This is a genomic window from Streptococcus sp. XMC, assembly GCF_021341835.1.
Taxonomy (GTDB): Bacteria; Bacillota; Bacilli; order Lactobacillales; family Streptococcaceae; genus Streptococcus.
The window spans coordinates 23,838-49,215 of record NZ_JAJTNQ010000006.1 but is presented as its reverse complement, the minus strand read 5'-3'; the positions used below and the strand labels follow the sequence as shown (position 1 = coordinate 49,215).

General features: G+C 43.4%; 19 protein-coding genes. 17 read left to right on the top strand and 2 right to left on the bottom strand.

Annotated features, from left to right (window positions below; genetic code table 11):
* Positions 1 to 73 precede the first annotated feature (73 nt).
* From LXO72_RS09355 to pepC, 17 genes are all read left to right on the top strand, one after another.
* A complete protein-coding gene (locus LXO72_RS09355; protein WP_233332360.1) occupies positions 74 to 4,564 on the top strand; it encodes a S8 family serine peptidase in 4,491 nt (1,496 codons plus the stop codon).
* 334 nt (positions 4,565 to 4,898) lie between these two features.
* The gene (glyQ, locus tag LXO72_RS09350; RefSeq protein ID WP_000038760.1) at positions 4,899 to 5,816 is read left to right on the top strand and encodes a glycine--tRNA ligase subunit alpha; all 918 of its coding nucleotides are present in this window, start codon (positions 4,899 to 4,901) and stop codon (positions 5,814 to 5,816) included.
* A gap of 208 nt (positions 5,817 to 6,024) precedes the next feature.
* Positions 6,025 to 8,061 (top strand): glycine--tRNA ligase subunit beta, encoded by a 2,037-nt coding sequence (glyS, locus tag LXO72_RS09345; protein WP_233332358.1) that lies wholly within the window; start codon positions 6,025 to 6,027, stop codon positions 8,059 to 8,061.
* A gap of 33 nt (positions 8,062 to 8,094) precedes the next feature.
* Positions 8,095 to 8,352 (top strand): DUF896 family protein, encoded by a 258-nt coding sequence (locus tag LXO72_RS09340; RefSeq protein ID WP_023022306.1) that lies wholly within the window; start codon positions 8,095 to 8,097, stop codon positions 8,350 to 8,352.
* A gap of 396 nt (positions 8,353 to 8,748) precedes the next feature.
* Positions 8,749 to 9,699, top strand: a complete 951-nt coding sequence (gene rsmH / locus LXO72_RS09335) for a 16S rRNA (cytosine(1402)-N(4))-methyltransferase RsmH (RefSeq protein ID WP_023022310.1) — start codon at positions 8,749 to 8,751, stop codon at positions 9,697 to 9,699.
* A 12-nt stretch (positions 9,700 to 9,711) separates the two neighbouring features.
* Positions 9,712 to 10,047, top strand: a complete 336-nt coding sequence (ftsL, locus tag LXO72_RS09330) for a cell division protein FtsL (protein ID WP_006596866.1) — start codon at positions 9,712 to 9,714, stop codon at positions 10,045 to 10,047.
* Complete coding sequence (gene pbp2x, locus LXO72_RS09325) at positions 10,040 to 12,325, top strand: penicillin-binding protein PBP2X (RefSeq protein WP_233332355.1); 2,286 nt, start codon at positions 10,040 to 10,042, stop codon at positions 12,323 to 12,325. Before ftsL ends, pbp2x begins: the two co-directional genes overlap by 8 nt.
* Before the next feature lies 1 nt (position 12,326).
* Positions 12,327 to 13,328, top strand: a complete 1,002-nt coding sequence (mraY, locus tag LXO72_RS09320; RefSeq protein WP_125329905.1) for a phospho-N-acetylmuramoyl-pentapeptide-transferase — start codon at positions 12,327 to 12,329, stop codon at positions 13,326 to 13,328.
* A gap of 127 nt (positions 13,329 to 13,455) precedes the next feature.
* Complete coding sequence (locus LXO72_RS09315; protein ID WP_233332353.1) at positions 13,456 to 14,799, top strand: DEAD/DEAH box helicase; 1,344 nt, start codon at positions 13,456 to 13,458, stop codon at positions 14,797 to 14,799.
* 224 nt (positions 14,800 to 15,023) lie between these two features.
* Positions 15,024 to 15,830 carry an amino acid ABC transporter permease gene (locus tag LXO72_RS09310; RefSeq protein ID WP_135783369.1) on the top strand — a complete coding sequence of 269 codons (807 nt, stop codon included), beginning with the start codon at positions 15,024 to 15,026 and terminating at the stop codon, positions 15,828 to 15,830.
* The gene (locus tag LXO72_RS09305) at positions 15,827 to 16,570 is read left to right on the top strand and encodes an amino acid ABC transporter ATP-binding protein (protein ID WP_233332351.1); all 744 of its coding nucleotides are present in this window, start codon (positions 15,827 to 15,829) and stop codon (positions 16,568 to 16,570) included. Before LXO72_RS09310 ends, LXO72_RS09305 begins: the two co-directional genes overlap by 4 nt.
* A gap of 194 nt (positions 16,571 to 16,764) precedes the next feature.
* On the top strand, positions 16,765 to 16,992 hold the full coding sequence (locus LXO72_RS09300; RefSeq protein WP_233332349.1) for a DUF4059 family protein: 228 nt from the start codon (positions 16,765 to 16,767) through the stop codon (positions 16,990 to 16,992).
* 58 nt (positions 16,993 to 17,050) lie between these two features.
* Positions 17,051 to 17,965, top strand: coding sequence for a thioredoxin-disulfide reductase (gene trxB, locus LXO72_RS09295; protein ID WP_233332346.1), 915 nt, complete (start codon positions 17,051 to 17,053; stop codon positions 17,963 to 17,965).
* A gap of 197 nt (positions 17,966 to 18,162) precedes the next feature.
* Positions 18,163 to 19,620 (top strand): nicotinate phosphoribosyltransferase, encoded by a 1,458-nt coding sequence (locus LXO72_RS09290; protein WP_233332419.1) that lies wholly within the window; start codon positions 18,163 to 18,165, stop codon positions 19,618 to 19,620.
* Entirely contained in the window at positions 19,617 to 20,441 is an 825-nt protein-coding gene (gene nadE, locus LXO72_RS09285; RefSeq protein WP_233332337.1) for an ammonia-dependent NAD(+) synthetase, read from the top strand. Before LXO72_RS09290 ends, nadE begins: the two co-directional genes overlap by 4 nt.
* A 56-nt stretch (positions 20,442 to 20,497) precedes the next feature.
* Positions 20,498 to 21,049 (top strand): GNAT family N-acetyltransferase, encoded by a 552-nt coding sequence (locus LXO72_RS09280; protein WP_233332328.1) that lies wholly within the window; start codon positions 20,498 to 20,500, stop codon positions 21,047 to 21,049.
* A gap of 68 nt (positions 21,050 to 21,117) precedes the next feature.
* Complete coding sequence (pepC, locus tag LXO72_RS09275) at positions 21,118 to 22,455, top strand: C1 family peptidase (RefSeq protein ID WP_233332326.1); 1,338 nt, start codon at positions 21,118 to 21,120, stop codon at positions 22,453 to 22,455.
* A gap of 211 nt (positions 22,456 to 22,666) precedes the next feature.
* Here the strand turns inward: pepC and pbp1a are convergent, their stop codons facing one another.
* Entirely contained in the window at positions 22,667 to 24,781 is a 2,115-nt protein-coding gene (gene pbp1a / locus LXO72_RS09270) for a penicillin-binding protein PBP1A (RefSeq protein ID WP_233332314.1), read from the bottom strand.
* Positions 24,782 to 25,375, bottom strand: a complete 594-nt coding sequence (gene recU, locus LXO72_RS09265) for a Holliday junction resolvase RecU (protein WP_154859346.1) — start codon at positions 25,373 to 25,375, stop codon at positions 24,782 to 24,784.
* Positions 25,376 to 25,378 lie beyond the last annotated feature (3 nt).

Below are 25,378 nucleotides of genomic sequence, written 5' to 3'. Positions count from 1 at the left end.
AAGTTAATGTTGAGTGAATTTTCTGAAAAATTAGGAGTATAATAAGAATAATTTAGTATATAGGGGGAATTTTATGAGTAAACAGCGTTTCTCATTGAGAAAATATAAGTTTGGTGTTGCATCGGTGCTGTTAGGATCTGTTCTTGTCTTTGGAGCAGGGAATGTAAGTGCTGATGAAGCGAAACAGCCAGAGACTGCAGTCGTTGCATCTGCAGAAGCAAATCCAGTATCGCCAAGTGAGTCTGCGTCTCCTGTAACGAATCAGGCAAGTGAGCAGACTACAGGCTCAGTAGTTGAAAATGGTAAAGTTGTTGACGAGCCGGTCTCCTCAGACAAAGGGGCAACAACTCCATCTGTCGAATCAGATAGCCAAGTTGTTACGCAGGAAGCCAAAACAGAGGCTCCAGCTACTGAAAAGCAAGCGGAAGTCGTAACTAAAACCGAAGAAAAAACTGCAGAAAAAACATCCGAAGGACAGGAAAAAACAGAAGCAAAACCTTCTTCAACAGAGGAGAAGAGTGAGGCTAAACCTGTAACGGAAGCAAGAACCGAAAAGAAAGCTGAAGATAAACCATTAAGTATTAGCAGCAATACGATTATTAATGTGCCCCAAACTTGGGAAAAAGGGTACAAGGGTGAAGGGACTGTTGTTGCGGTCATTGACTCTGGTTTAGATGTCTACCACGAAGTATTGCGGATTTCAGACCCTACAAAAGGGAAATTCAAAAATCAAACAGAATTAGAAGCTGCCAAAAAAGCAGCGGGAATTGACTACGGAAAATGGTACAACGATAAGGTTGTCTTTGCCTATGATTATATGGATGGAGATGACAATATCAAAGAAAAAGACCATGATTCACACGGTATGCACGTAACAGGGATTGCGACTGGGAACCCTGACAAAAAAGCTGGGGATGGCAACTACGTATATGGAGTTGCTCCAGAAGCCCAAGTGATGTTTATGCGGGTTTTCTCTGATCGTAGTGGATCCACCAGCGATGTTGTCTATGTAAAAGCGATTGATGACGCAGTGGCATTGGGAGCCGATGTCATTAATATGAGTTTAGGATCTGGGACAGGATCTACAGTGAATGCTAGTCCTGCTGTCAGAGAAGCGATTCAACGAGCACGCGCCAAAGGGGTTAGTGTCGTCATCGCGGCAGGTAATAGCAATACTTATGGATATGGTTATAACAACCCAAGTGCTGAAAACCCTGATTATGGTGTCGTGGGTAGTCCTTCAACCGTAGAAGAGTCTATTTCAGTTGCCTCAGTAAACGATTCATTCGTAACAGAAGAAGTCTTTACAGTTCGTGGTTTGGAAGACAATGCTGACTTGGATAAAGGAAAGTTCACCTATACAGCAGCTGAAACAGATGCCAATTTTGAAAATGGGAAAGAATATGACTATGTGGATGCTGGCTTGGGGCGTGAGAGTGATTTAGAGAGTCTCGATTTGACTGGTAAAGTCGCCCTCATCAAACGTGGTGAAATCACCTTCTCAGATAAGGTCGCTAATGTCTATAAAAAAGGAGCGATTGGTGCCCTCATTTACAACAGTGTCGAAGGCGCAAATGTCAAAATGGGTCTAGAAGGTGATGCGAGAAAGATTCCTGCGGTATTTATTTCCAAGCGCTATGGAGAAGCCATCAAAGACAAAGACTACAAGATAGTCTTTGATGGTAGTCTGGATAACCGTCCAAACCCTGACGCTGGGAAGATGTCTGAATTCTCTAGTTGGGGAGTCTCAACGGATGGACAATTAAAACCGGATGTCACAGCACCTGGTGGATCGATCTTCTCTTCACTAAATGATAATAGCTATGGCAGTATCAGCGGAACCAGTATGGCCTCTCCTCATGTGGCTGGGGTATCAGCTTTGGTGAAGGAATACCTTCAAGCTCATCATCCAGAACTTTCACCAGAGGAGCTATCTGCAACGGTTAAGGCCTTGATCATGTCGACTGCAAAACCGCACTTCAACAAAGAAACGGGGGCCTACACTTCGGTACGTCAACAAGGGGCAGGGATTGTAGATACTGCTGCAGCTGTCTCGACAGATTTATATGTAACGAATGAAGATGCTTACCCAAGCGTAACCCTTGGTAATGTAGAAGATCGATTCAGTTTTGATGTGACCGTTCATAATATTTCTGATACTGACAGAGAGTTGAAGATGATTGTGAATACCACTACCGACGATGTAAAAGACGATCACTTTACCTTGAAGCCACGGAAATTAACAGAGACAGTATGGCCAAATGTCACCGTAAAAGCCCATAGTAGTCAGACAGTGACGGTGACTGTCGATGCATCTAAGTTTGCGGAAGAATTGACTAAATTGATGCCGAACGGTTACTTCCTAGAAGGATTTGTTCGCTTTGTGGATCCAGCAGATGATGGCGATGTGGTTAGCATTCCATTTATGGGATTCCGTGGTTCCTTCCAAGATATCCCTGCGGTTGAAAAACCAATCTACAACTTGGTAAGAGAAGGGAAATCAGGATTCTACTATGATGTCCCAGAAACCAAACACGTGCCATCCAATGCGAACGTCACCTCTTTAGTTTCAAACGCGAATGATGTGCTCTATACGACTGCTAAGAAGGAAACAGCAGAACGAAGTCCAATCGTTCTTGGAACAGTGGAAACATCAGAAGGGTTGAATGTCCTTCATTTGGATACTGACGGCAATGTCCGTCTTGCTATTTCTCCAGATGGAGATGGGAACAAAGATTATGTGCAGTATCGTGCAGTCGTCTTGCGAAACCTAAAAAATATGAAAGCAGCTGTCTACAAGGCAGATGATCAAGCATTTGCTAATCCAATTTGGTCAAGTACAGGATCTTTCTCTGCTCGTAAGAATTATTTTGACGGACGTGGGAAACGATCTTATCTAGTCGACAATACGGCTTGGGAAGGAACGGATGCCAAGGGTGAAAAGGTAGCGGATGGTCACTATGTCTATGAAGTTCGCTATACGCCAGCCGTTCCAGGAGCAGAAGAGCAAGTTGTTCGCTTTAATCTCCAAATCGACACCCAAAAACCAGTCTTGACTTCAGGTTATACGACCAAGAAGGATGGGGTAGAAACCTTCTATGCTCGTAAAACAAAAGATATTGGCAATGGTGGAATCTTACGAGAGCAAGTCTTCTATGTCAAAGCCTTTGATGAAGAAGGAACCCTGGTTAAGGAGGGGAAAGACGCCCTAGGGAAGACCAGTCGCTTTGAAAACCGTGTCTATTTAACGGCGAATGAAGATGGTGGCTATACTCTTCCAGAAGGAATCAGTAAAGACTTACTTTACTATGTGGTAGAAGACTACGCTGGAAACCGCGACTTTGCCTCTCTTGCTGATTTTGCTGGTAGTGAAGATAGTGGCCGGATTAAGGTGTCAGTCCTAGATGCCGATACACATCAAGAATTAGATACTGATTTTGTCTACCGTATCAAAGATGAACAAGGGCAGTATGTCAACTTAGATAAAGGGAAAGAAATCAATTTCCTTAAGTTTGGTAGCTATGTTGCAGAACTCTTTGCCTATGACAAATCAGATCTGAAACTCGTCAGCGAACGAACTCAGAAATTTGAAATCACTGCAGAGGATAGCTTTAAGACCATCGAATTCTTGGCCAAAGAGATTGTCACTGCTCCTTTGAGCCTGGTCTTTGATCAAGCAGTACCTAGAACAACACCAGTTGTCTTGAAGAATCAAGCTGGTGAAACCTTTGTTCTTCCAGTTCAACGCTATGGCAAGAATGCTTTTGGGAAAGATGTCCCAGTTGGAACTTATACGATTTCAGTCAGTCTACCAACAGGCTATGAGTTGTTTGAGGATGCACCGACTGTGACCGTTCTGGCGGATCAAAACAACCTCGCAAAACTTTCTGTTGTCATTAAGACCCAATTGTTGCAATTGCTGGCTCAACAAGCTAACTTGACCAGCACTCCTCAGTACTTTAATGCAACAAGTGAAAAACGTTTAGCTTATGATGCAGCATACCAAGAAGCTCAGAAAGCTCTTGCGACTAAGTTATCACAAGCAGAAGTTGACCAAATCTTTTCAAATCTTGGATTGGTAACCAGTCAATTAGATGGGAAAGAGTCTGATTTCACAGCGCTAAAATCAGCTATTGCTGCCTATGATGCGACTTCAAAAACAGGCCGTTATGCGAACGCTAAGGATTCTGCTCGACGTGCCTTTGATCAAAGCTTTAAGGAGTTGGCTCTCTTGCTCGTCCGCGAAGGTGTGACACAAGAGCAAATCAACCAAGCGCTTGCGAACTACCAGGCGGCTGATCAACAATTAACTGGCAAAACAACCGATTTCTCAAGTCTTAAGAAATTGATTGCAGCAGAACTCCAGTTCCAAGCTAAGAACGCTAAGTTTATCTATGCAGCAGATAAGGTGAAGGTGAATTACCTTCAAGCCTTTATCCGCGCTCAAGCAGTACTGGCTAATCCTGGTGCTAGTCAACAGGAAGTCAAGGCGGCCTTAGCAGAGGTTAAAGCTGCTAAGAAAAAATTAAATGGGAAAAAACCAAAGGTTGCAAAACGCCCATAACAGTCACCTTTCTTTGAAAGGATTTGCAACAAGTCTGAAACACCTGTTTCGGACTTGTTTTTGGTTTACACTAGAGTAGAAATCTGCTATAATACTAGTCAAGAAAGAAAGGCTTATGGCGTTTTTTAAGCGAGCTTGGGATAGTGAAAGCCAAGCAGAACAAGATAAGCAAGTGGCGCTTTCTCTCAGTAAAAAGCTGAGTACAGTAGAATAAAATGAAGTAATAAATTAGGGTGGAACCGCGTTTTTGACGCCCCTAGGTCACTTGACTTAGGAGCAAAGACACGGTTTTTTTGTATCCAAAGTCGCAAGAAATTATAAAAAGGAGAAGAAGATGTCTAAAAAACTAACCTTCCAAGAAATTATTTTGACTTTGCAACAATACTGGAATGACCAGGGTTGTATGCTCATGCAGGCGTATGATAACGAGAAGGGTGCGGGAACCATGAGTCCTTATACCTTCCTTCGTGCCATCGGTCCTGAGCCATGGAATGCGGCTTATGTAGAGCCATCACGTCGTCCAGCTGATGGACGTTACGGGGAAAACCCAAACCGTCTTTACCAACACCACCAATTCCAAGTGGTCATGAAACCATCGCCTTCAAATATCCAAGAACTCTACCTCGAGTCTTTGGAAAAATTGGGCATCAACCCATTGGAACACGATATTCGTTTCGTTGAAGATAACTGGGAAAACCCATCAACTGGTTCAGCTGGTCTTGGTTGGGAAGTTTGGCTTGACGGTATGGAAATCACTCAGTTCACCTACTTCCAACAAGTCGGTGGTTTGGCAACTGGTCCTGTTACCGCTGAGGTCACTTATGGGTTGGAGCGTTTAGCTTCTTATATCCAAGAAGTAGATTCTGTTTACGATATTGAGTGGGCTCCAGGGGTAAAATACGGAGAAATCTTCCTTCAACCAGAATACGAGCACTCAAAATACAGCTTTGAAGTTTCTGACCAAGATATGTTGCTTGAAAACTTTGAGAAATTTGAAAAAGAAGCAGGACGTGCTTTGGAATTGGGCCTTGTTCACCCAGCCTATGACTATGTTTTGAAATGCTCACACACCTTCAACTTGCTAGATGCACGTGGTGCTGTTTCTGTTACAGAACGCGCTGGCTACATTGCACGCATCCGTAACTTGGCCCGTGTTGTAGCCAAAACCTTCGTCGCAGAACGCAAGAAACTCGGTTACCCACTGCTCGACGAAGCCACACGCGCAAAACTCCTAGCAGAAGAGGAAGAATAAAGAGAGCGTATTAGATGGGATTGGATGATAGAGCAATCCTACAGAACCAGTTGCCACAGTGATAAAGGTATCGTTAGAGAAACTAACGATACCAGGCAAAATTGGAGACCTTAGGCTCCAATTTTAGCAATGAAACGACGAAGTCGGTTGCTTGCGTGCCAATCACATAAGCCAAACTGGAAAAAAAGATATTTTTCGGAGAAAAAACATGACAAAAAACTTATTAGTAGAACTTGGACTTGAAGAGTTGCCAGCCTACGTTGTCACACCAAGTGAAAAACAACTCGGTGAGAAAATGGCAGCCTTCTTGGATGACAACCGTCTTTCATATGAAAGCATTCAAACCTTCTCAACACCACGTCGTTTAGCCGTCCGTGTGATTGGTTTGGCGGATCAACAATCTGATTTGACCGAAGATTTTAAAGGACCTTCTAAGAAAATCGCCTTGGATGCAGATGGAAACTTCTCAAAAGCAGCGCAAGGATTCGTCCGTGGAAAAGGCTTGACGGTTGATGATATCGAATTCCGTGAAGTCAAAGGGGAAGAGTACGTTTATGTTACGAAGCACGAAGCTGGAAAACCTGCCAAAGAAGTCTTGGCTGGCCTTCCAGAAGTGCTTGCTTCAATGACCTTCCCTGTTAGCATGCACTGGGCTAAAAACAGCTTTGAATACATTCGCCCAGTTCACACCTTGATCGTTCTTTTGGGTGATGAAGCGCTTGACCTTGATTTCTTGGATATCCAGTCAGGCCGTGTGAGTCGTGGACACCGTTTCCTTGGACACGAAGTGGAAATTACCAATGCGGATTCGTACGAAGAAGACCTTCGTACCGTTTACGTCATTGCAGACAGCAAAGAACGTGAAAACATGATTCGTGAGCAAATCAAAGCTATTGAAGCAGAACAAGGTGTGCAAGTCCAAATTGAAGAAGGCCTTTTGAATGAAGTCTTGAACTTGGTCGAATACCCAACTGCCTTTATGGGAAGTTTTGACACTAAATATTTGGACGTTCCAGAAGAGGTTTTGGTGACATCAATGGAAACACACCAACGTTACTTTGTTGTACGTGACCTTGATGGTAAGCTCAAACCAAACTTCATCTCAGTTCGTAATGGTAACGCTGAGCACTTGGAAAATGTCGTTCGAGGAAATGAAAAAGTCTTGGTGGCGCGTCTCGAAGATGGTGAATTCTTCTGGCGTGAAGACCAAAAACTTAAGATTGAAGACCTCGTTGCTAAATTGGCACACGTGACCTTCCATGAAAAAATTGGTTCTCTGTCTGAACACATGGCCCGTGCTGGTGTCATTGCAGCGTCATTAGCTGAGCAAGCTGGTTTGACTGCAGAAGAAAAGGCAGCCGTAGCTCGTGCAGCTGAAATTTACAAATTTGACCTCTTGACGGGTATGGTTGGAGAGTTCGATGAATTGCAGGGAATCATGGGTGAAAAATATGCCCTTCTCGCTGGGGAAGATGCTGCGGTAGCGACAGCTATCCGTGAGCACTACCTTCCTGATTCAGCAGACGGAGCCCTTCCTGAAACTAAGGTTGGTGCTATCCTTGCCCTTGCGGATAAATTGGATACCCTTCTTTCCTTCTTCTCAGTTGGCTTGATTCCATCAGGTTCAAATGACCCTTATGCGCTTCGCCGTGCAACACAAGGGATTGTTCGTATCTTGGATGCCTTTGGTTGGAACATCCCGATGGATGAGTTAATCGATAGTCTTTACGGACTTTCATTCGATAGTCTTTCGTATGCCAATCAAGCAGAAGTGCTCAACTTCATCAAGGCGCGTGTAGACAAGATGATGGGACGCACATCTAAAGACATCAAAGAAGCTGTACTTGCTGGTTCAAACTTCGTGGTAGCGGATATGCTGGAAGCAGCAGATGCCCTCTCAGAAGCTGCTAAGACGGATGGTTATAAGGCAGCTGTTGAGTCACTCTCACGTGCTTTCAACTTGGCAGAAAAAGCAGATGCTTCAGTAGAGGTCGATGCTAGTCTCTTTGAAAATGATCAAGAAAAAGCTCTTGCTAAGGCGATTGAAGAATTAGAATTGACAGGTTCAGCTAGCGACAAATTGGCTCAACTCTTTGCTCTTAGCCCAGTCATCGATGCTTTCTTTGACAATACCATGGTTATGGCAGAAGATGAGGCTGTTAAAAAGAATCGTTTGGCCCTTCTTGCTAGTCTAGTAGCAAAAGCCAATAAAGTCGCAGCCTTTAACCAATTAAATACAAAATAATGACCTGATGTCAGGTAGAAAGTAGGTTTTATTATGACACCTGAAAAAATTGCTCGAATCAATGAGCTTGCCAAAAAGAAAAAAGCAGAAGGCTTGACACCAGAAGAAGAGGTAGAACAAGCTAAACTTCGCGAAGAGTATATCGAAGGCTATCGTCGTTCCGTTCGTCATCACATTGAAGGGATCAAAGTTGTGGATGAAGAAGGAAATGACGTGACACCAGAAAAACTACGTCAAGTCCAACGGGAAAAAGGCTTACATGGTCGTAGCCTTGACGATCCCAATTCATAAATAGACAATAGAAAACTCGATCAGATGTTGAACTGATCGAGTTTTCTAATTCTATATGGGCTACTCTGACTCCTCATCTCTATTTTTGTAGTTTTTCCATTGATTTTTAAATATCCAAATGGAGACGGCAAGAACAAAGGTAGCTGTCCAAAAAATCCAAGGGACAGGAGTTCGTAGGAAAAAGTAAACTGCAATAAGATCGGCCACTAGCAGGCCAAGGAGAAGGTATTTCTTATCTTTCATAGAGTTATTGTATCACAATTTACTTCTCTAGGTCTATTGGTTGATAGAATGAGGTTTTTAAAGAATAGGAACTTTTTATCCCGAAACAGTGTGTGGATAGAGGAAAGAATCTCAAGTGCATCCTGATCAGATTTGTGGTAAAATAGATAGGATATGAGTAAAGAATTTCATCATGTAACGGTCTTGCTCCATGAAACGATTGATATGCTGGATATAAAGCCAGATGGAATCTATGTGGATGCCACATTAGGCGGAGCCGGCCATAGCGAATATTTATTAAGTCAATTAAGTGAAAAAGGACATTTATATGCCTTTGACCAGGATCAGCATGCGATTGATAATGCGGAGAAACGATTGGCTCCTTACGTTGAAAAAGGCATGGTAACCTTCATCAAAGACAATTTCCGGAATCTTCAAGCGCGTCTCCAAGAATTGGGAGTCAGTGAAATTGATGGCATTTGTTATGACTTGGGAGTCTCTAGTCCTCAGTTAGATGAGCGGTCTCGTGGTTTTTCTTATAAAAAAGACGCTCCCTTGGACATGCGGATGAATCAAGACGCTTCTTTGACAGCTTATGAAGTAGTCAATACCTATGATTACCATGATTTGGTTCGCATCTTTTTCAAGTATGGGGAAGATAAATTCTCCAAACAAATTGCTAGAAAGATCGAACAAGCGCGTGCGATAAAACCGATTGAAACGACGACAGAATTAGCAGAGATTATTAAGTCGGCAAAACCAGCCAAGGAACTCAAGAAAAAGGGGCATCCAGCCAAACAAATTTTTCAGGCTATTCGGATCGAAGTCAATGATGAATTGGGAGCGGCGGATGAATCAATCCAGCAGGCTATGGATTTGTTGGCAGTTGGTGGTCGTATTTCAGTCATTACCTTTCATTCCTTGGAAGATCGTTTGACCAAGCAATTGTTTAAAGAAGCTTCTACAGTAGATGTACCGAAGGGCTTGCCCTTCATCCCAGAGGACTTAAAACCAAAAATGGAATTAGTTTCTCGAAAACCGATTCTTCCAAGCCAAGAAGAGTTAGAAAATAACAACCGAGCTCATTCTGCAAAATTGCGGGTTGCTCAAAAAATTCATAAGTAAGAGGAAATGAACATGGCAGATCAACCATTACGATCTCGTGGCAGTCAATTGCAAGATCGTATTCGTCGCTTTACCAGAGTAGAGAAAGCCTTTTATGGCTCGATTGTCCTAACAGGGATTATCCTTGCTGTCAGTATTATTTTTATGCAGACGCGGATTCTACAAGTGCAAAGTGATTTGACAAACCTCAATACGGAACTAAAAACAAAAGAGACTGAACTAGAAGATATCCGGCAAGAAGTCAATGAGTTGACTCGATATGAACGCTTGTCTAAGTTAGCTAGTTCTCAGGGGATGACCCTCCAAAAAGAAAATCGAAAAGTGGTGAGTTCAAGTAGCGATGAGTAAATTAAAGAAGAAAATCATTCGTTATTCCCTTAAAAAAAGGAAACTTCCAGACCAAAATCGTCGGCAAGTAGCTAAGAATTTAAGTTTGCTTTCCATTCTTGTTTTCTTCATATTTCTCATTAATTTTGCAGTTATCATAGGTACTGATAGCAAATTCGGAAAAAATTTATCTGAGTTATCCCATCAAGTCCATCAGAAAACAGAGATTGTTCCAGCCAAACGAGGAACAATTTATGACCGAAATGGAGCTGTCATTGCTGAGGATGCGACGACTTATAATGTTTATGCGATCATCGACAAAACCTATAAATCGGCAAAAGGTGAAGTTTTATACGTTGAAAAAAGTCAATACAACCAAGTAGCGGACGTTTTTAATCGTTATTTGGGCATGGAAAAAGACTATGTCGTCCAACAACTGTCTCAGAAGAAGCTCAACCAGGTTTCTTTTGGTGCAGCGGGGAACGATATCAGCTATAGCAATATGGATGCTATCCGGAGTGAACTAGAAGCTGCCAACATTAAAGGTGTTGATTTTACGACGAGTCCAAACCGGAGTTATAAAAATGGGACCTTTGCCTCTCAATTTATTGGTCAAGCTCAATTGATAGAAGATAAAGAAGGCAATAAAACCCTGCAGGGAACAACGGGAATCGAAAAATCCTTGGATCGCATCCTGGGTGGTCAGGATGGCGTTGTGACCTATGAAAAGGATCGCAACGGAAATATTGTGCCGGGATCAGATAAGGTTGCCGTGAAGACCGAAGATGGGAAGGATGTCTACACAACCCTTTCTGCGGAACTTCAAACCTATCTCGAAACGCGAATGGATGTTTTCCAAGAAAAGGTAAAAGGTAAATATGTCAATGCGACCCTGGTCAGTGCTAAAACGGGGGAAATCCTTGCAACGACGCAACGTCCAACCTATAATGCAGATACCAAAGAAGGCTTGGATATTAAGAATCTGAGAACCTGGAACACGATTCTTTACCAGGATCAATACGAACCAGGTTCGACTATGAAGGTTATGACCTTGGCAGCGGCGATTGATCATGGGACTTTCCCAGCCTATAACGAGGTATATTACAATAACGAGTTGCAAGTGAAAGATGCAACCATCAAAGACTGGGAAATCAATATGGGCTTGTCAGAAGGTCGCTATATGAATATTGCCCAAGGTTTTGCCTTTTCAAGTAACATTGGGATGACCAAGCTAGAACAGAAGATGGGCAATAATGTCTGGATGAATTACCTCACCCTCTTTAAGTTCGGACTTCCTACGCGTTTTGGAATGGGAGACGAAGGTTTTGGAGGCTTGCCAGGTGATAACTATGTTACTCAAGCCATGTCTTCCTTTGGTCAAGGGATTTCGGTGACCCAAACGCAGATGTTGCGAGCATTCTCTGCCATTGCCAATGATGGCGTGATGTTAGAACCTAAGTTTATCAGTGGAATTTATGATGCTAAAAATGATGCAGCTCGTAAATCCAAAAAAGAAGTTGTCGGAAATCCAGTGTCGGCATCAGCTGCCCAACAAACCCGTAATTATATGATTACGGTAGGGACAGATCCCCAATTTGGTACTCTCTACTCTTCGGAAGGTCCGATTATTCAAGTAGCTGGCCAAAATGTTGCTGTTAAATCGGGGACAGCCCAAATTGCGACGGCTAACGGGTATTTGGATGGAGAAAATAACAATATCAACTCCATTGTAGTCATGACGCCTGCCGAGGATCCAGATTTTATCATGTATGTGACGGTTCAACAACCTGAGATCAGCTTTAGTCCAAAGAGCTGGCAAGAATTGGTCAATCCAGTCTTGGAAGATGCGGTTGCCTTGAAGGATGAGTTGAATCTGGTAACGGAAACCAAAGCCTTGGATGGGGTCACGAAAGAGGACACCTATAAGATGCCGTCGGCAGAATCCTTGTCGAAAGAATTGAACTTGAAGCAGACTATCAGCCCAGGTGGCTTCGCAGATGAACTGCGTCGCAATCTGATCCAGCCTGTCGTCCTAGGAACTGGAAAAAATATTAAAAAGATGTCTGTATCAGCAGGAACGAAATTAAAAGCAAATGAGCAAGTGTTACTGTTAACAGATGACTTGGATTCAGTTCCGGATATGTATGGCTGGACCAAGGAAAATGTTGATAAATTTGCGGAATGGACGGGCATTGAGATCACCTATAAAGGGGAAGGTTCTCGTGTGAGCAAACAAAACGTCAAAGTAGAAACTGCTTTAAAGAAGACGAAGAAAATAACAATTACATTAGGAGATTGATATGTTACTTGCTACCCTAGTAGTATCCTTTATACTGACGGTTATTGGCATTCCAGCCTTTATCCGTTTCTATCAACGGGCCCATATTTCGGGGCAACAAATGCACGAAGATGTGAAGCAACACAAAGCCAAGGCAGGCACTCCTACTATGGGGGGAGTGGTCTTCTTGATCACTTCAGTCTTTGTCACCCTTGTCTTTAGCTTCCTAACTGGGAACTTTACGCGTCCTGTTCAATTGATCCTCTTTATTTTGGTCTTGTATGGAATCGTCGGTTTCTTGGATGACTTCTTGAAGGTCTTTCGTAAGATCAATGAAGGGTTAAATCCCAAGCAAAAATTAGCCCTGCAATTGTTGGGAGGGATCATTTTCTATCTCTTCTCTGAACGCCATGGAGCTGGTAGTCTTCTCAATGTCTTTGGTTGGGATGTCTATTTGGGACATTTCTATATTATCTTTGCCTTGTTCTGGTTGGTTGGTTTTTCAAACGCAGTCAATTTAACGGACGGGATTGATGGCTTGGCAAGCATTTCGGTAACCATCAGCTTGATCGCTTATTCCATCATCGCTGTTTGGCAAAGACGAATCGATATCCTTTTTGTGACCATCAGTATGATTGGAGCTCTATTAGGTTTCTTCGTCTACAACCACAAGCCGGCCAAGATTTTCATGGGAGATGTTGGAAGCCTAGCCCTAGGTGGGATGCTTGCGACTCTATCCATGGCTCTCCACGTAGAGTGGACCTTGCTCTTGATTGGGATTGTCTACGTCTTTGAGACTAGCTCTGTCATGCTCCAAGTGTCCTATTTCAAATGGACCAAGAAACGGACAGGGGAAGGACGCCGAATCTTCCGCATGACGCCTTTCCATCACCATTTAGAGTTAGGTGGTCTGTCAGGTAATGGTCCTAAATGGTCTGAGTGGAAGGTCGATGCCTTTCTCTGGAGTGTCGGTGCAGGAATGAGCGCCTTGACCCTCTTGATCTACTATCTGATCAATTCATAAGCCATGAATCATAAAAGGTTGGGATTGCTATCTCAGCCTTTTTCGCTGGCTAGGAATTGCTGTCCAAAAGAAGAGCGGGAAGAGGAGTTTTCTGATATAATAGTAGAGATGATGAAAGGATAAGAGAATGAAATTTACAGATTTTAAGTTTAAGGACTATATCCAAGAGGCCTTAAAAGAGATTAATTTTATCGAAGCAACAGAAGTTCAAGAAAAGCTGATTCCGATTGTTTTAGCAGGCCGTGATCTGGTCGGTGAATCTAAAACAGGATCAGGGAAGACACATACTTTCCTCTTACCAATTTTTCAAACCTTAAATGAGGATAGTAGCAATGTCGAAGTGGTCATTACAGCGCCTAGTCGGGAATTGGCTACACAGATTTACCAAGCGGCTCGTCAGATTGCTAGCCACTGTGAAAAAGAAATTCGGATTGCCAACTACGTTGGGGGAACTGATAAGGCTCGTCAAATCGATAAGCTCCAAGTAGCCCAACCCCATATTGTCATTGGGACACCTGGACGGATCTATGATTTGGTCGCTTCTGGAGACTTGGCTATTCATAAGGCTCACACTTTTGTGGTTGATGAGGCGGATATGACTCTCGATATGGGCTTTTTGACGACGGTAGACAAGATTGCATCCAGTCTTCCCAAGAAGCTTCAGTTTTTAGTCTTCTCTGCTACGATTCCGCAAAAGTTACAACCCTTTTTGAAAAAATACCTGTCTAACCCTGTCATGGAGCAGATTAAAACCAAAACGGTAATTTCGGATACTATTGATAACTGGTTGGTATCGACAAAAGGGCGTGATAAGAACGAGCAAGTCTATCAACTGACGCAGGCTCTTCAACCTTATCTAGCTATGATTTTTGTGAATACCAAGGATAGAGCAGACGACTTGCATGCTTTTCTGGTAGAGAAGGGGCTTAAGGTCGCTAAAATCCATGGAGGGGTGCCTCCGCGGGAGCGCAAGCGCATCATGAACCAAGTCAAAAACCTGGATTTTGAATATATCGTGGCGACGGACTTGGCAGCGCGTGGTATTGATATTGAAGGAGTCAGTCATGTCATCAACGATGCCATTCCACAAGATTTGTCCTTCTTTGTTCACCGCGTTGGCCGGACTGGTCGGAATGGCCTTCCTGGTACAGCTATCACTCTTTATCAACCGAGTGATGACTCAGATATTCGAGAGCTTGAAAAATTGGGCATCCAGTTTGTCCCTAAGGTCTTGAAGGCTGGAGCTATCGAAGATACCTACGACCGGGATCGCCGGGTTAATCGTGAAAAACGCCAAGAAAAACTCGACATTGAGATGATTGGCTTGGTCAAGAAGAAAAAGAAAAAAATCAAACCAGGCTACAAGAAAAAAATCAAATGGGCCGTGGACGAGAAACGTAGGAAAGCCAAGCGTGCTGAGAACCGCGCTCGCGGTCGGGCAGAAAGAAAGGCTAAACGCCAAACCTTTTAGTGATAAAGAAATTTAAAGATTTCCATAAAAATTAACTATTTGGTCGCTGATTTATTTTGTGATAGACTATCTATAGATAGTCTATTTTTTTACTCTTAGAGGAGATTGTTGCTTGCTAGCACATCATATCTTGAGCATGATTTACGAACAATCGGTAGCAAAACTCAGCATTCTAAGAGCAAATATGATAGAATGATTCATTAATGAGGGAGGAAGTAACGAAGATGTTTACAACTACATATCTGGCGTCTGGTTGGTACGAAGAGTTTTTAAAATGGATACCAGAAGGAGAAATCTTTAACCTACGCGTCGTTTTTGAAGCTATTCCCGGAATTTTAAAAGAGCTTCCAAATACGATTTTGTTAACCTTGGCAGGAGCCTTTTTTGGTTTATTGCTAGCCCTATTGTTTGCCATTGTCAAAATCAATCGGGTAAAAATCCTTTATCCTATTCAAGCCTTGTTTGTGAGTTTTTTAAGAGGGACACCGATTTTGGTCCAGTTGATGCTGACCTATTATGGAATCCCGCTCCTATTGAAGGCCATTAACCAACAATATGGGACGACCTTTAATATCAACGATGTACCGGCTCATTTATTTGTCATTGTGGCCTTTGCCTTTAATGAGGCAGCCTATGCCAGTGAGACCATTCGGGCAGCGATTTTGTCTGTTGATGCGGGTGAAATTGAAGCGGCGAAGAGTCTCGGGATGACCAATACTCAAGTCTATCGACGGATTATCATTCCAAATGCAGCAGTGGTAGCGACACCGACCTTGATCAACTCTTTGATCGGTTTAACCAAGGGGACTTCTCTGGCCTTCTATGCAGGTGTTTTGGAAATCTTTGCCCAAGCCAAGATTATGTCGGGGAATGATAGCCGCTACTTTGAGCGCTTTATCTCTGTTTCATTGATTTATTGGGTCATTAATATTTTGATTGAACAATTGGGTCGCTGGATCGAACAGGTCCTCGCTATCAAAGATCCACAAGTCGTAAGCCAAACCTTGCAAGAGGAGGAAAGAGCAGCATGATTCGGATTTCACAATTATCAAAATCCTTTTCAGGTCAAGTGGTCCTAGACCATCTTGATTTAGAAATTCAAAAAGGGGAAGTTGTTGCCTTGATCGGTTCTTCTGGAGCTGGGAAATCAACCTTCTTGAGAAGCTTGAACTATCTGGAAGCTCCGGATAGTGGCAGCATTGATATCAATGGGGAAAAGGTAGACTTTGAAAACATCAGCAAGGACGAGATCCTGACCCTTCGAAGAAAGCTAGCTATGGTCTTTCAACAGTTTAATCTTTTCAGCCGCAAGACAGCCTTGGACAACGTCAAGGAAGGACTAATCGTCGTCAAAGGCTTATCCGACCAGGAAGCGACCAAGATTGCCAAAGAAGAACTCGCAAAAGTCGGTCTGTCGGACCGCGAAACCCATTACCCTCGTCATTTGTCAGGAGGGCAGAAACAGCGGGTGGCCTTGGCACGTGCCCTAGCCATGAAGCCGGAAGTCCTCTTATTGGATGAGCCAACTTCAGCCCTCGATCCGGAATTGGTCGGAGAGGTAGAAAAAGCTATCGCAGCAGCAGCTCAGGCAGGTCAAACCATGATTCTTGTCAGTCATGATATGAGCTTTGTTTCCCAGGTGGCAGACAAGGTCTTGTTCCTTGATAAGGGAAAAATTATTGAATCTGGGACTCCAGAAGAGATTATGAATGCTCCTAAAGAAGAGCGGACAAAAGAATTCTTTGCTAGTTACAAACGAACATTTGTTTGATATAATATATAAGAGCTCGAGTCTGGAACGCGATGTTTCAGACTCGGATTTTTCTTTGAGTAGGTGCCTCAGGAGAAGATGATGATTAGTAGTCTACTTTTCCGCATAGATAGGTGTGTCAAGTTGACCAACGGTTAACGAAACGAAGCGGCATCTCGTCCCCTCATTCCAAGTTTGGATACTAAGGAGATCTTATGTTAAACCAATTGCTATCTCTCTATATCGAGAGCTTAATCATCACTTCAGTTGGGGTGTTGGTTGCTTCAGCTGTTTGGATAGTCTTGCGAGCAGCTCGTAAGACGGATAAAACAGCTAAGGAACGCCAGTTACACCTCTATGATATTTTATTAATTGATATTATGACAATTCCAGTCCTTACCTTTGCAGTCATTGGAGTTCTGTTTATTCTTCGAGCAAGATAATTGCAAAATGGTTCAATTGGAGTTAGAATCAAGATAGTTACAACAAAAGGAGAAGCTTATGTATGATACACTGATTATCGGCGCAGGCCCAGCTGGAATGACTGCTGCCTTGTATGCAGCCCGTAGCAATCTCAAGGTTGCCTTGTTAGAAGCAGGAATTCCTGGCGGACAGATGAACAACACGTCCGATATCGAGAATTATCCAGGCTATGCTAATATCAGTGGACCTGAATTGGCAGAAAAAATGTTCGAGCCTTTAGAAGCACTAGGTGTGGAACACTTGTTCGGCAGAGCCGAAAACATTGTTGATCAAGGAAGCTACAAGGAAATTACGACAGATGATGGCCTCCTTCAAGCCAAAACCGTTATTATTGCGACAGGTTCCAACCATCGTTTGTTGGGAGTTCCAGGTGAAGAAGAATTGAATAGTCGTGGGGTTTCTTATTGTGCCGTCTGTGATGGGGCCTTCTTCCGTGATGAAGACCTCATGGTTGTTGGTGGAGGGGACTCAGCGGTTGAAGAGGCAATCTTCCTGACTCAGTTTGCTAAGTCTGTTACCATTGTTCACCGCCGCGATGCCCTACGTGCCCAAAAAGTTCTTCAAGACCGGGCTTTTGCCAATGAAAAGATTCACTTTGCTTGGAATACAGTGGTCGAAGAGATCAAAGGGGACAACCGTGTGACTAGCCTGATCTTAAAAGATGTTCAAACTGGTCAGGTTCGCGAGCAAGCAGCAGGTGGCGCCTTCATCTATGTGGGCTTGGATCCTGTCAGTGATTTTGCTAAAGACCTCGGTATTCTAGACGATCAGGGTTGGGTGATTACAGATGATCACATGAAAACCTCAGTGCCTGGTGTCTTTGCGGTTGGAGATGTCCGTCAAAAAGATCTTCGCCAGGTCACCACAGCTGTTGGGGACGGCGCTGTTGCCGGTCAAGAAGCCTATAAATACATTACTGAACACGAAGAATAAGAAAGAAGGGATGTTCGTCTGATGGAAAGAGACGGATAGCCCTTCTTTTTTACGATGAAAAATGAGGCTTAGCCCGGATTAAACTCATGTGGTCCTGCTTAAAATATGCTATAATGTGTTTAAAATTATTTTGGACTGTGCCAGTTGACGGAGCGTGACTGGTGCCACGACGTAAGAAAAAAGAAGAGGGATCAAAAATGTACCCAGATGATAGTTTAACTCTCCACACTGATTTGTACCAAATCAATATGATGCAGGTTTACTTTGAGCAAGGCATCCACAATAAAAAGGCAGTATTCGAGGCCTACTTCCGCCAGCAACCCTTTAAAAATGGCTATGCCGTCTTTGCGGGTCTTGAGCGCCTTGTCAACTATTTGAAGAATCTACGTTTTTCTGAGTCAGATATTGCCTACTTAGAATCCTTGGGCTATGAAGGAGCCTTCCTAGACTACTTGAAAAATTTCAAAATGGAATTGACCGTTCGTTCTGCCAAAGAAGGGGACCTGGTCTTTGCCAATGAGCCAATCGTTCAAGTAGAAGGACCGCTTGCCCAGTGTCAACTGGTCGAAACAGCCCTCCTCAATATTGTTAATTTCCAAACCTTGATCGCCACAAAAGCAGCTCGGATTAAGTCTGTTATTGAGGACGAACCGTTGATGGAGTTCGGAACTCGCAGGGCGCAAGAAATGGATGCGGCCATTTGGGGAACCCGTGCAGCCGTTATTGGAGGTGCTAGTGGGACCAGTAACGTTCGTGCAGGAAAACTCTTTGATATTCCAGTTCTTGGGACCCATGCCCATGCCTTGGTGCAGGTCTATGGTGATGATTACAAAGCTTTTAAGGCCTATGCTGAGACCCATCGCAACTGTGTCTTCCTAGTGGATACCTATGATACGCTACGCATCGGAGTTCCAGCTGCTATTCAGGTGGCGCGCGAGATGGGAGATCGTATCAACTTCCTAGGCGTGCGGATTGATTCTGGAGATATTGCCTACATCTCGAAAAAAGTTCGCCAGCAGTTGGATGAAGCTGGTTTCACAGAAGCGAAGATCTATGCCTCAAATGATTTGGATGAAAACACTATCCTCAACTTGAAGATGCAAAAGGCTAAGATTGATGTCTGGGGTGTTGGAACCAAGCTGATCACAGCCTATGACCAACCAGCCCTCGGAGCAGTCTATAAGATTGTGTCTATCGAAGACGAAAATGGCCAAATGCGGAATACCATCAAGCTGTCTAATAATGCTGAGAAGGTCTCAACTCCAGGGAAGAAACAAGTTTGGCGTATTACCAGTCGGGAAAAGGGCAAATCTGAAGGAGATTACATTACTTACGATGGAGTAGATGTCAATGAACTGACAGAAATCAAGATGTTCCATCCGACCTACACCTATATCAAGAAGACGGTTCGTGATTTTGATGCCATCCCACTCTTGGTTGACATTTTTAAAGATGGGAAACAAGTCTATGAATTGCCAGCTTTGATGGATATCCAAGCCTATGCTCGGAAGGAATTCGACAAACTCTGGGACGAATACAAACGTGTCCTTAATCCACAACATTACCCAGTGGACTTGGCCAAGGATGTTTGGCAAGATAAGATGGATCTGATTGATCAGATGCGTCAGAAAGCCTTGGGAGGTGATGAGGAATGAGCTTACAAGAAGACATTATTGCTCAATTAGGGGTCAAGCCGGTCATTGATCCTCAAGAAGAGATTCGTCGGTCGATTGATTTTTTGAAGGACTACTTGCAAAAACATCCCTTTCTGAAGACCTTTGTCTTAGGAATTTCAGGAGGACAGGACTCTACCCTAGCTGGTCGCCTGGCTCAATTGGCCATGGAGGAAATGCGGAGCGAGACTGGAGATGCCAGCTATCAGTTTGTTGCTGTCCGCTTGCCTTACGGTGTTCAAGCGGATGAAGCAGATGCCCAAAAGGCCTTAGCCTTCATCCAGCCAGATGTCAGCCTAGTCGTGAACATCAAGGAATCGGTCGATGCCATGGAACGTGCTGTGGAAGCGACAGGAACGGATGTCTCAGACTTTAACAAGGGCAATATCAAGGCGCGGAGCCGGATGATTGCTCAGTATGCTTTAGCTGGAGCCTACAGCGGAGCCGTCATTGGAACGGACCATGCAGCCGAAAATATCACTGGTTTCTTTACCAAGTTTGGAGATGGCGGAGCTGATATCCTTCCTCTCTATCGCCTCAACAAGCGCCAAGGCAAGCAGTTGCTTCAGGCACTGGGAGCTGAGCCAGCCTTGTATGAGAAGGTACCGATTGCCGATTTGGAAGAGGAAAAGCCTGGCATCGCTGATGAAGTAGCTCTTGGAGTGACCTATGCAGAAATTGATGACTACCTAGAAGGGAAATCAGTTAGCCCAGAAGCTCAAGCAACCATTGAAAGCTGGTGGCACAAAGGCCAACACAAACGCCATTTACCAATTACAGTATTTGATACCTTCTGGCGTTGATAAGAAAGAAAAAGTCGGTTGAGCCGACTTTTTTTAAACAGATAGGAGGAAAGAGGATGAGAAAATTGGGTTCTATTGAACTGGAGACCAATCGTTTATTATTAAGACGCTTTGGTTTAGAGGATGCAAAGGCAATGTTTGAAAATTGGGCGTCTGACACAGATAATCTTAAATATGTGACTTGGGATCCTCATCCAAATCCTAAAGTGACTCGGGCTTCGATCGAAAGGTGGCTCCGTCAGTACCAAGAGGAAAATAGCTACAAGTGGGCAATTTGCAAAAAAGATAATCCCGCACAAGTGATAGGAGATATCAGTGTCGTTTCCCAGGATTCACAAAAAGAAATATGTGAAGTTGGCTATATTCTAGGAAAAAAATTCTGGGGTCAAGGTCTGATGACAGAAGCCCTCCAAGCGGTTTTACACTTTTTGTTGGTAGAAGTGGGATTCAAGGAAGTTCAGGCCAAGTATGTCAGTTTGAACCCTGCTTCAGGAAGGGTCATGGCAAAAGCTGGAATGCATTATCTTGAAACTCTCCCAAATGCTGTCGCTAGAAAAGACTATGTCGGAGATCAAATCATCTACACGATCCATTCTTCTGACCTTTAAAACAATTTTTACTTGAAGATTTTGGTCAATGGTCTATAATGGTAAGTAGCTTTACAAAGGAGAATCTTATGTCAGAATTAACACAAGAATTTACAGATCAACTTTATGCAAATTACCAAGCAAATGTGAAATTTGCGGCTCTCGAAAATGCCATCACCCACAATGGGATTCATGCAGCTTTGGAGACACGCAAAAGTGCAGTAGAAAACACGCCCGTCTTTTCTCTTGATTTAACCAAGGACAAAGTAACAGACCAGAAAGCTTCTGGTCGTTGCTGGATGTTTGCGGCCTTAAATACCTTCCGCCACAAGATGATCTCAAACTTCCAATTAGAGGATTTTGAGTTGTCTCAAGCTCATACCTTCTTCTGGGATAAGTACGAAAAATCCAACTGGTTCTTGGAGCAAATCATTGCGACAGCGGATCAGGAATTGACTAGCCGTAAGGTTGCCTTCCTCCTTCAAACCCCTCAACAAGATGGTGGCCAATGGGATATGGTTGTTTCCCTCTTTGAAAAGTATGGGGTCGTACCTAAGTCTGTTTATCCAGAATCCATCTCTTCTAGCAATAGCCGAGAGCTCAATACCTACTTAAACAAATTGTTGCGCCAAGATGCTCAAATCCTTCGCGATTTGCTTGCAAGTGGTGCAGATCAAGCGACGGTTCAGAGCAAGAAAGAAGAGCTTCTACAAGAAATCTTTAATTTCTTGGCTATGTCTCTGGGCTTGCCTCCTCGTACATTTAGTTTCTCTTACCGCGATAAGGACAACAACTACCATACAGAAGCTGGATTGACGCCTCAAAGCTTTTACAAAAAATATGTGGATCTTCAGTTGGAGGACTACGTTTCTGTTATCAATGCGCCTACGGCAGATAAGCCTTATGGTCAGTCCTATACGGTTGAAATGCTTGGGAATGTGGTCGGTAGCCGTGAAGTCCGCTACCTCAATGTTCCGATGGAGCGTTTGAAAGAATTGGCTATTGCCCAAATGAAAGCTGGGGAAACTGTTTGGTTTGGATCGGATGTCGGCCAAGTCAGCAACCGCAAAGCTGGAATCCTTGCAACAGATGTCTACGACTTTGAAGCGGGAATGGATATCCAGCTGACTCAAGATAAGGCAGGGCGTTTGGATTATGCAGAAAGTCTCATGACCCATGCTATGGTCTTGACTGGTGTGGATCTGGACGAAGCTGGATGCCCTCTCAAATGGAAGGTTGAGAATTCTTGGGGAGAAAAAGTCGGAACAGATGGTTACTTTGTAGCTTCCGATGCCTGGATGGATGAATACACCTACCAAATAGTCATCCGCAAGGAACTGTTGACAGCCGAAGAATTGGCTGCTTATGAGGCAGAACCGATTGTTTTGGCTCCATGGGATCCGATGGGTGCCTTGGCTTCTAAGTAAGTTGAATTGAAAAGAGAGTGGGACAGAAATCGGTAATTGGTTAGAATTCGATTTCGTCGTCCCACCTCCGCACAGTTGAGTAGGGCTGTAAAAGCTGATGAAATCAGCGTAGTAGAGCCCACTCAACCACTGCGTCTTGCTCGACAATCCAAAGAAAATTGAGAGGCTAGGACTTTTGTCCTAGCCTCTTTATTTATATCGTGTAGTCTAATTAATGATTTTGCTCATTCTCTTTAGAAGATGATTCTGTATGTTCAGAATTTTCCTCTGAGCTAGATGAACTAGAGCTTTCCTCTGTTGATTCACTCGTTTCTTCAACTGTATAGCTTGGCTCATAATAGTAGTAATTGTTGTTCTTACCGTTGTTAAGGTAGAGATAAGAACCACTACGGTAAATACCACTTGGTTGAATCCAATCTGTTCCACCAGAATCGTATTGTTCATATAAGTATAGCATCATTTGTTTATAAACATCTGTTGCAACTTTGATTCCATCGTCCAGAACTGGGGTCAAGCGGTTGGTATATCCTGTCCAAACAGCCATAGCATACTGAGTTGTATATCCTACAAATGATTCGTCTGGTGTCACAATGCTTGAATATCTGTACTCTTTTGTGAGTTTCTTCAATTCATTGTCTGCATAGTTAGAAGTACCAGTTTTACCAGCATGATAAAGGCCAGGGATATTCGCATTGTATCCTAGACCAGCTGTGATAACCGATTTCAACATATCTGTCATCATGTAAGCCGTGGTTTCTTTCATCACTCTTGTTCCAGAGGTTTCAAAGTTCTTCGTTGTACCATCGCTAAAGACAACCCGATTCACATATTGAGGTTTGTAATAGGTCCCTCCATTGGCGAAGGTTGCATAAGCAGCAGCCATTTTCTCGCTGCTAGCCCCGTATTTGTTGCTAGAGTCACTCGTGTTACTTGAGATGGCATTTGCATACACCATTTCTGGATAATTGATTCCCATGTTGCTTAAGAATTTCTGAGCTTTCTTCAAACCAACCTTTTCAAGAGCCCGGACTGCAGTGACGTTACGAGATTGTTGGAGAGCATAAACCATGCTGATATTGCCATAGTACTGTCTATCCCAGTTATAAATTTGTGTATTTGTACCTGGGAAGTTGTACGGTGTATCAGGAATGGTTACTCCAGTGGAGCTATATTCTTCATGTTCAATCGCGGGAGCATAGTCTGAGATAGGTTTCATTGTAGAACCCCAATCTCGGTTCGTTTCGACTGCTTGGTTGGTACCGAAGGATACATTAGATGACTGATGACGGGATCCCAACTGAGCAATGACTTTTCCGTTTGTCACGTCAATGATAGTAGAAGCAACTTGCAACTCATTATCTGGATAATTGACATATTCGTCAGAGTTGTAAATATCCCACAGACGTTTTTGAGCTGCGGTATCGACGTTGGTGTAGACATCCATACCAGTTGTCAAGACATTGTAGCCTGTTTCTTCTTCGACTTGTTGGATGACTTCTTTGAGGTAGTTATCCATATAAGCAGGATAGTTGCTTGACCCGGTTAGACTTTGCAAGCCATCGGTAACAGGTGTATTAACGGCACTTTCGTATTGTTCGTTTGTAATGGACTTCATGTCCAACATTTCTTTGAGAACAAGATTACGGCGTTGGAGTGCAGCTTCTGGATTGGTATAAGGATCGTATTGGTTGGGTGCCTGAGGCATTCCAGCTAATAGGGCCACTTGCGGAAGAGAAAGGTCCTTCAAGTCTTTTGCATAGTAGCTACGAGCAGCTGTTTGCATTCCGTAGTTTCCATTAGACATATAGACTTTATTGATGTAGTAGGTCAAAATCTCTTGTTTGGTTGCTTTTTGTTCTAATTGTGTCGCAAGCCAAGCTTCTTGGATTTTCCGAGATAGGGTTTGGTCGGACGAAGAAGTAGAGAAGTAAGTGAGTTTGATCAACTGCTGTGTAAGAGTAGATCCCCCTTGGCGACCTCCTCGAAGGTTACTGAAGAAAGCTCCTCCGATACGAATAAAGTCGACCCCTCTGTGGTTGAAAAAGCGGTGGTCTTCAATCGCCACAATCGCATTGACCAAGTCGGTTGGGATTTCATTTGTTTTTACGTTGATTCGTTTTTCAGCCCCCAAGTCAGCAATCAGATTGTTTTGATTGTCATAAATTTTACTGGATGTCGTTGCAATGAGGTCTTTCTCAGAAAGAGTTGGTGCTTTTGAGGCATAGTATCCAAATACCAATCCACCTAGAATAAGTAAAAGGAAAAATAAGGAAATAGCCGCAATCGCTGCATATTTTAACCACTGGATAACTGTTTGTTTGTTCATTTAATTACCGCCTAGTAGATTCTGTTCGATAATATCGAGATAAGGGACGCTTGGAAGGCGATCTGTCTCGATACGATAACCATTTTCCTGTATAAAGGTCAATGGCATAGATTTACTGCCGTGATCGATGTTGTAAAAGTCGATTAAGGAAGGAGCGGGCAGTAGATAGGTCTCATTGAGCTTTGCAAAATGCAAGAGCACAAAACAAATTCCTCCCTGTTGGACGACCGCTGCCATGTGATCAATCTGGTGCTGATGAAAGTTTTTCATTGGCATGGATTGTTTCTGCTGGGTCTCTTTTGCTTCAAAATCAATGTAGTGTCCCTTATAAACACCAGAATAGTCTGTGGTAGACGCCTGGCGAAAATAAGCTTCCACAATCTTTGCCCGACTGCGATGAGGATAGTCCACCTTTACAATCTGGATGGGTGTCGGCTTTTTATGAATCACCGCTAGCCCTCTAGAAAGGTAGTACTGATTGCTCTCATTAATCATTTTTTCAAATGTCATCCCCCGATTGGCAAAGTTTACACTTTGCTTCCTCTGGATGGGCGAAGAAGATTTCTTGCTAAGTTTGTGAGGATAGTTGACCATAAT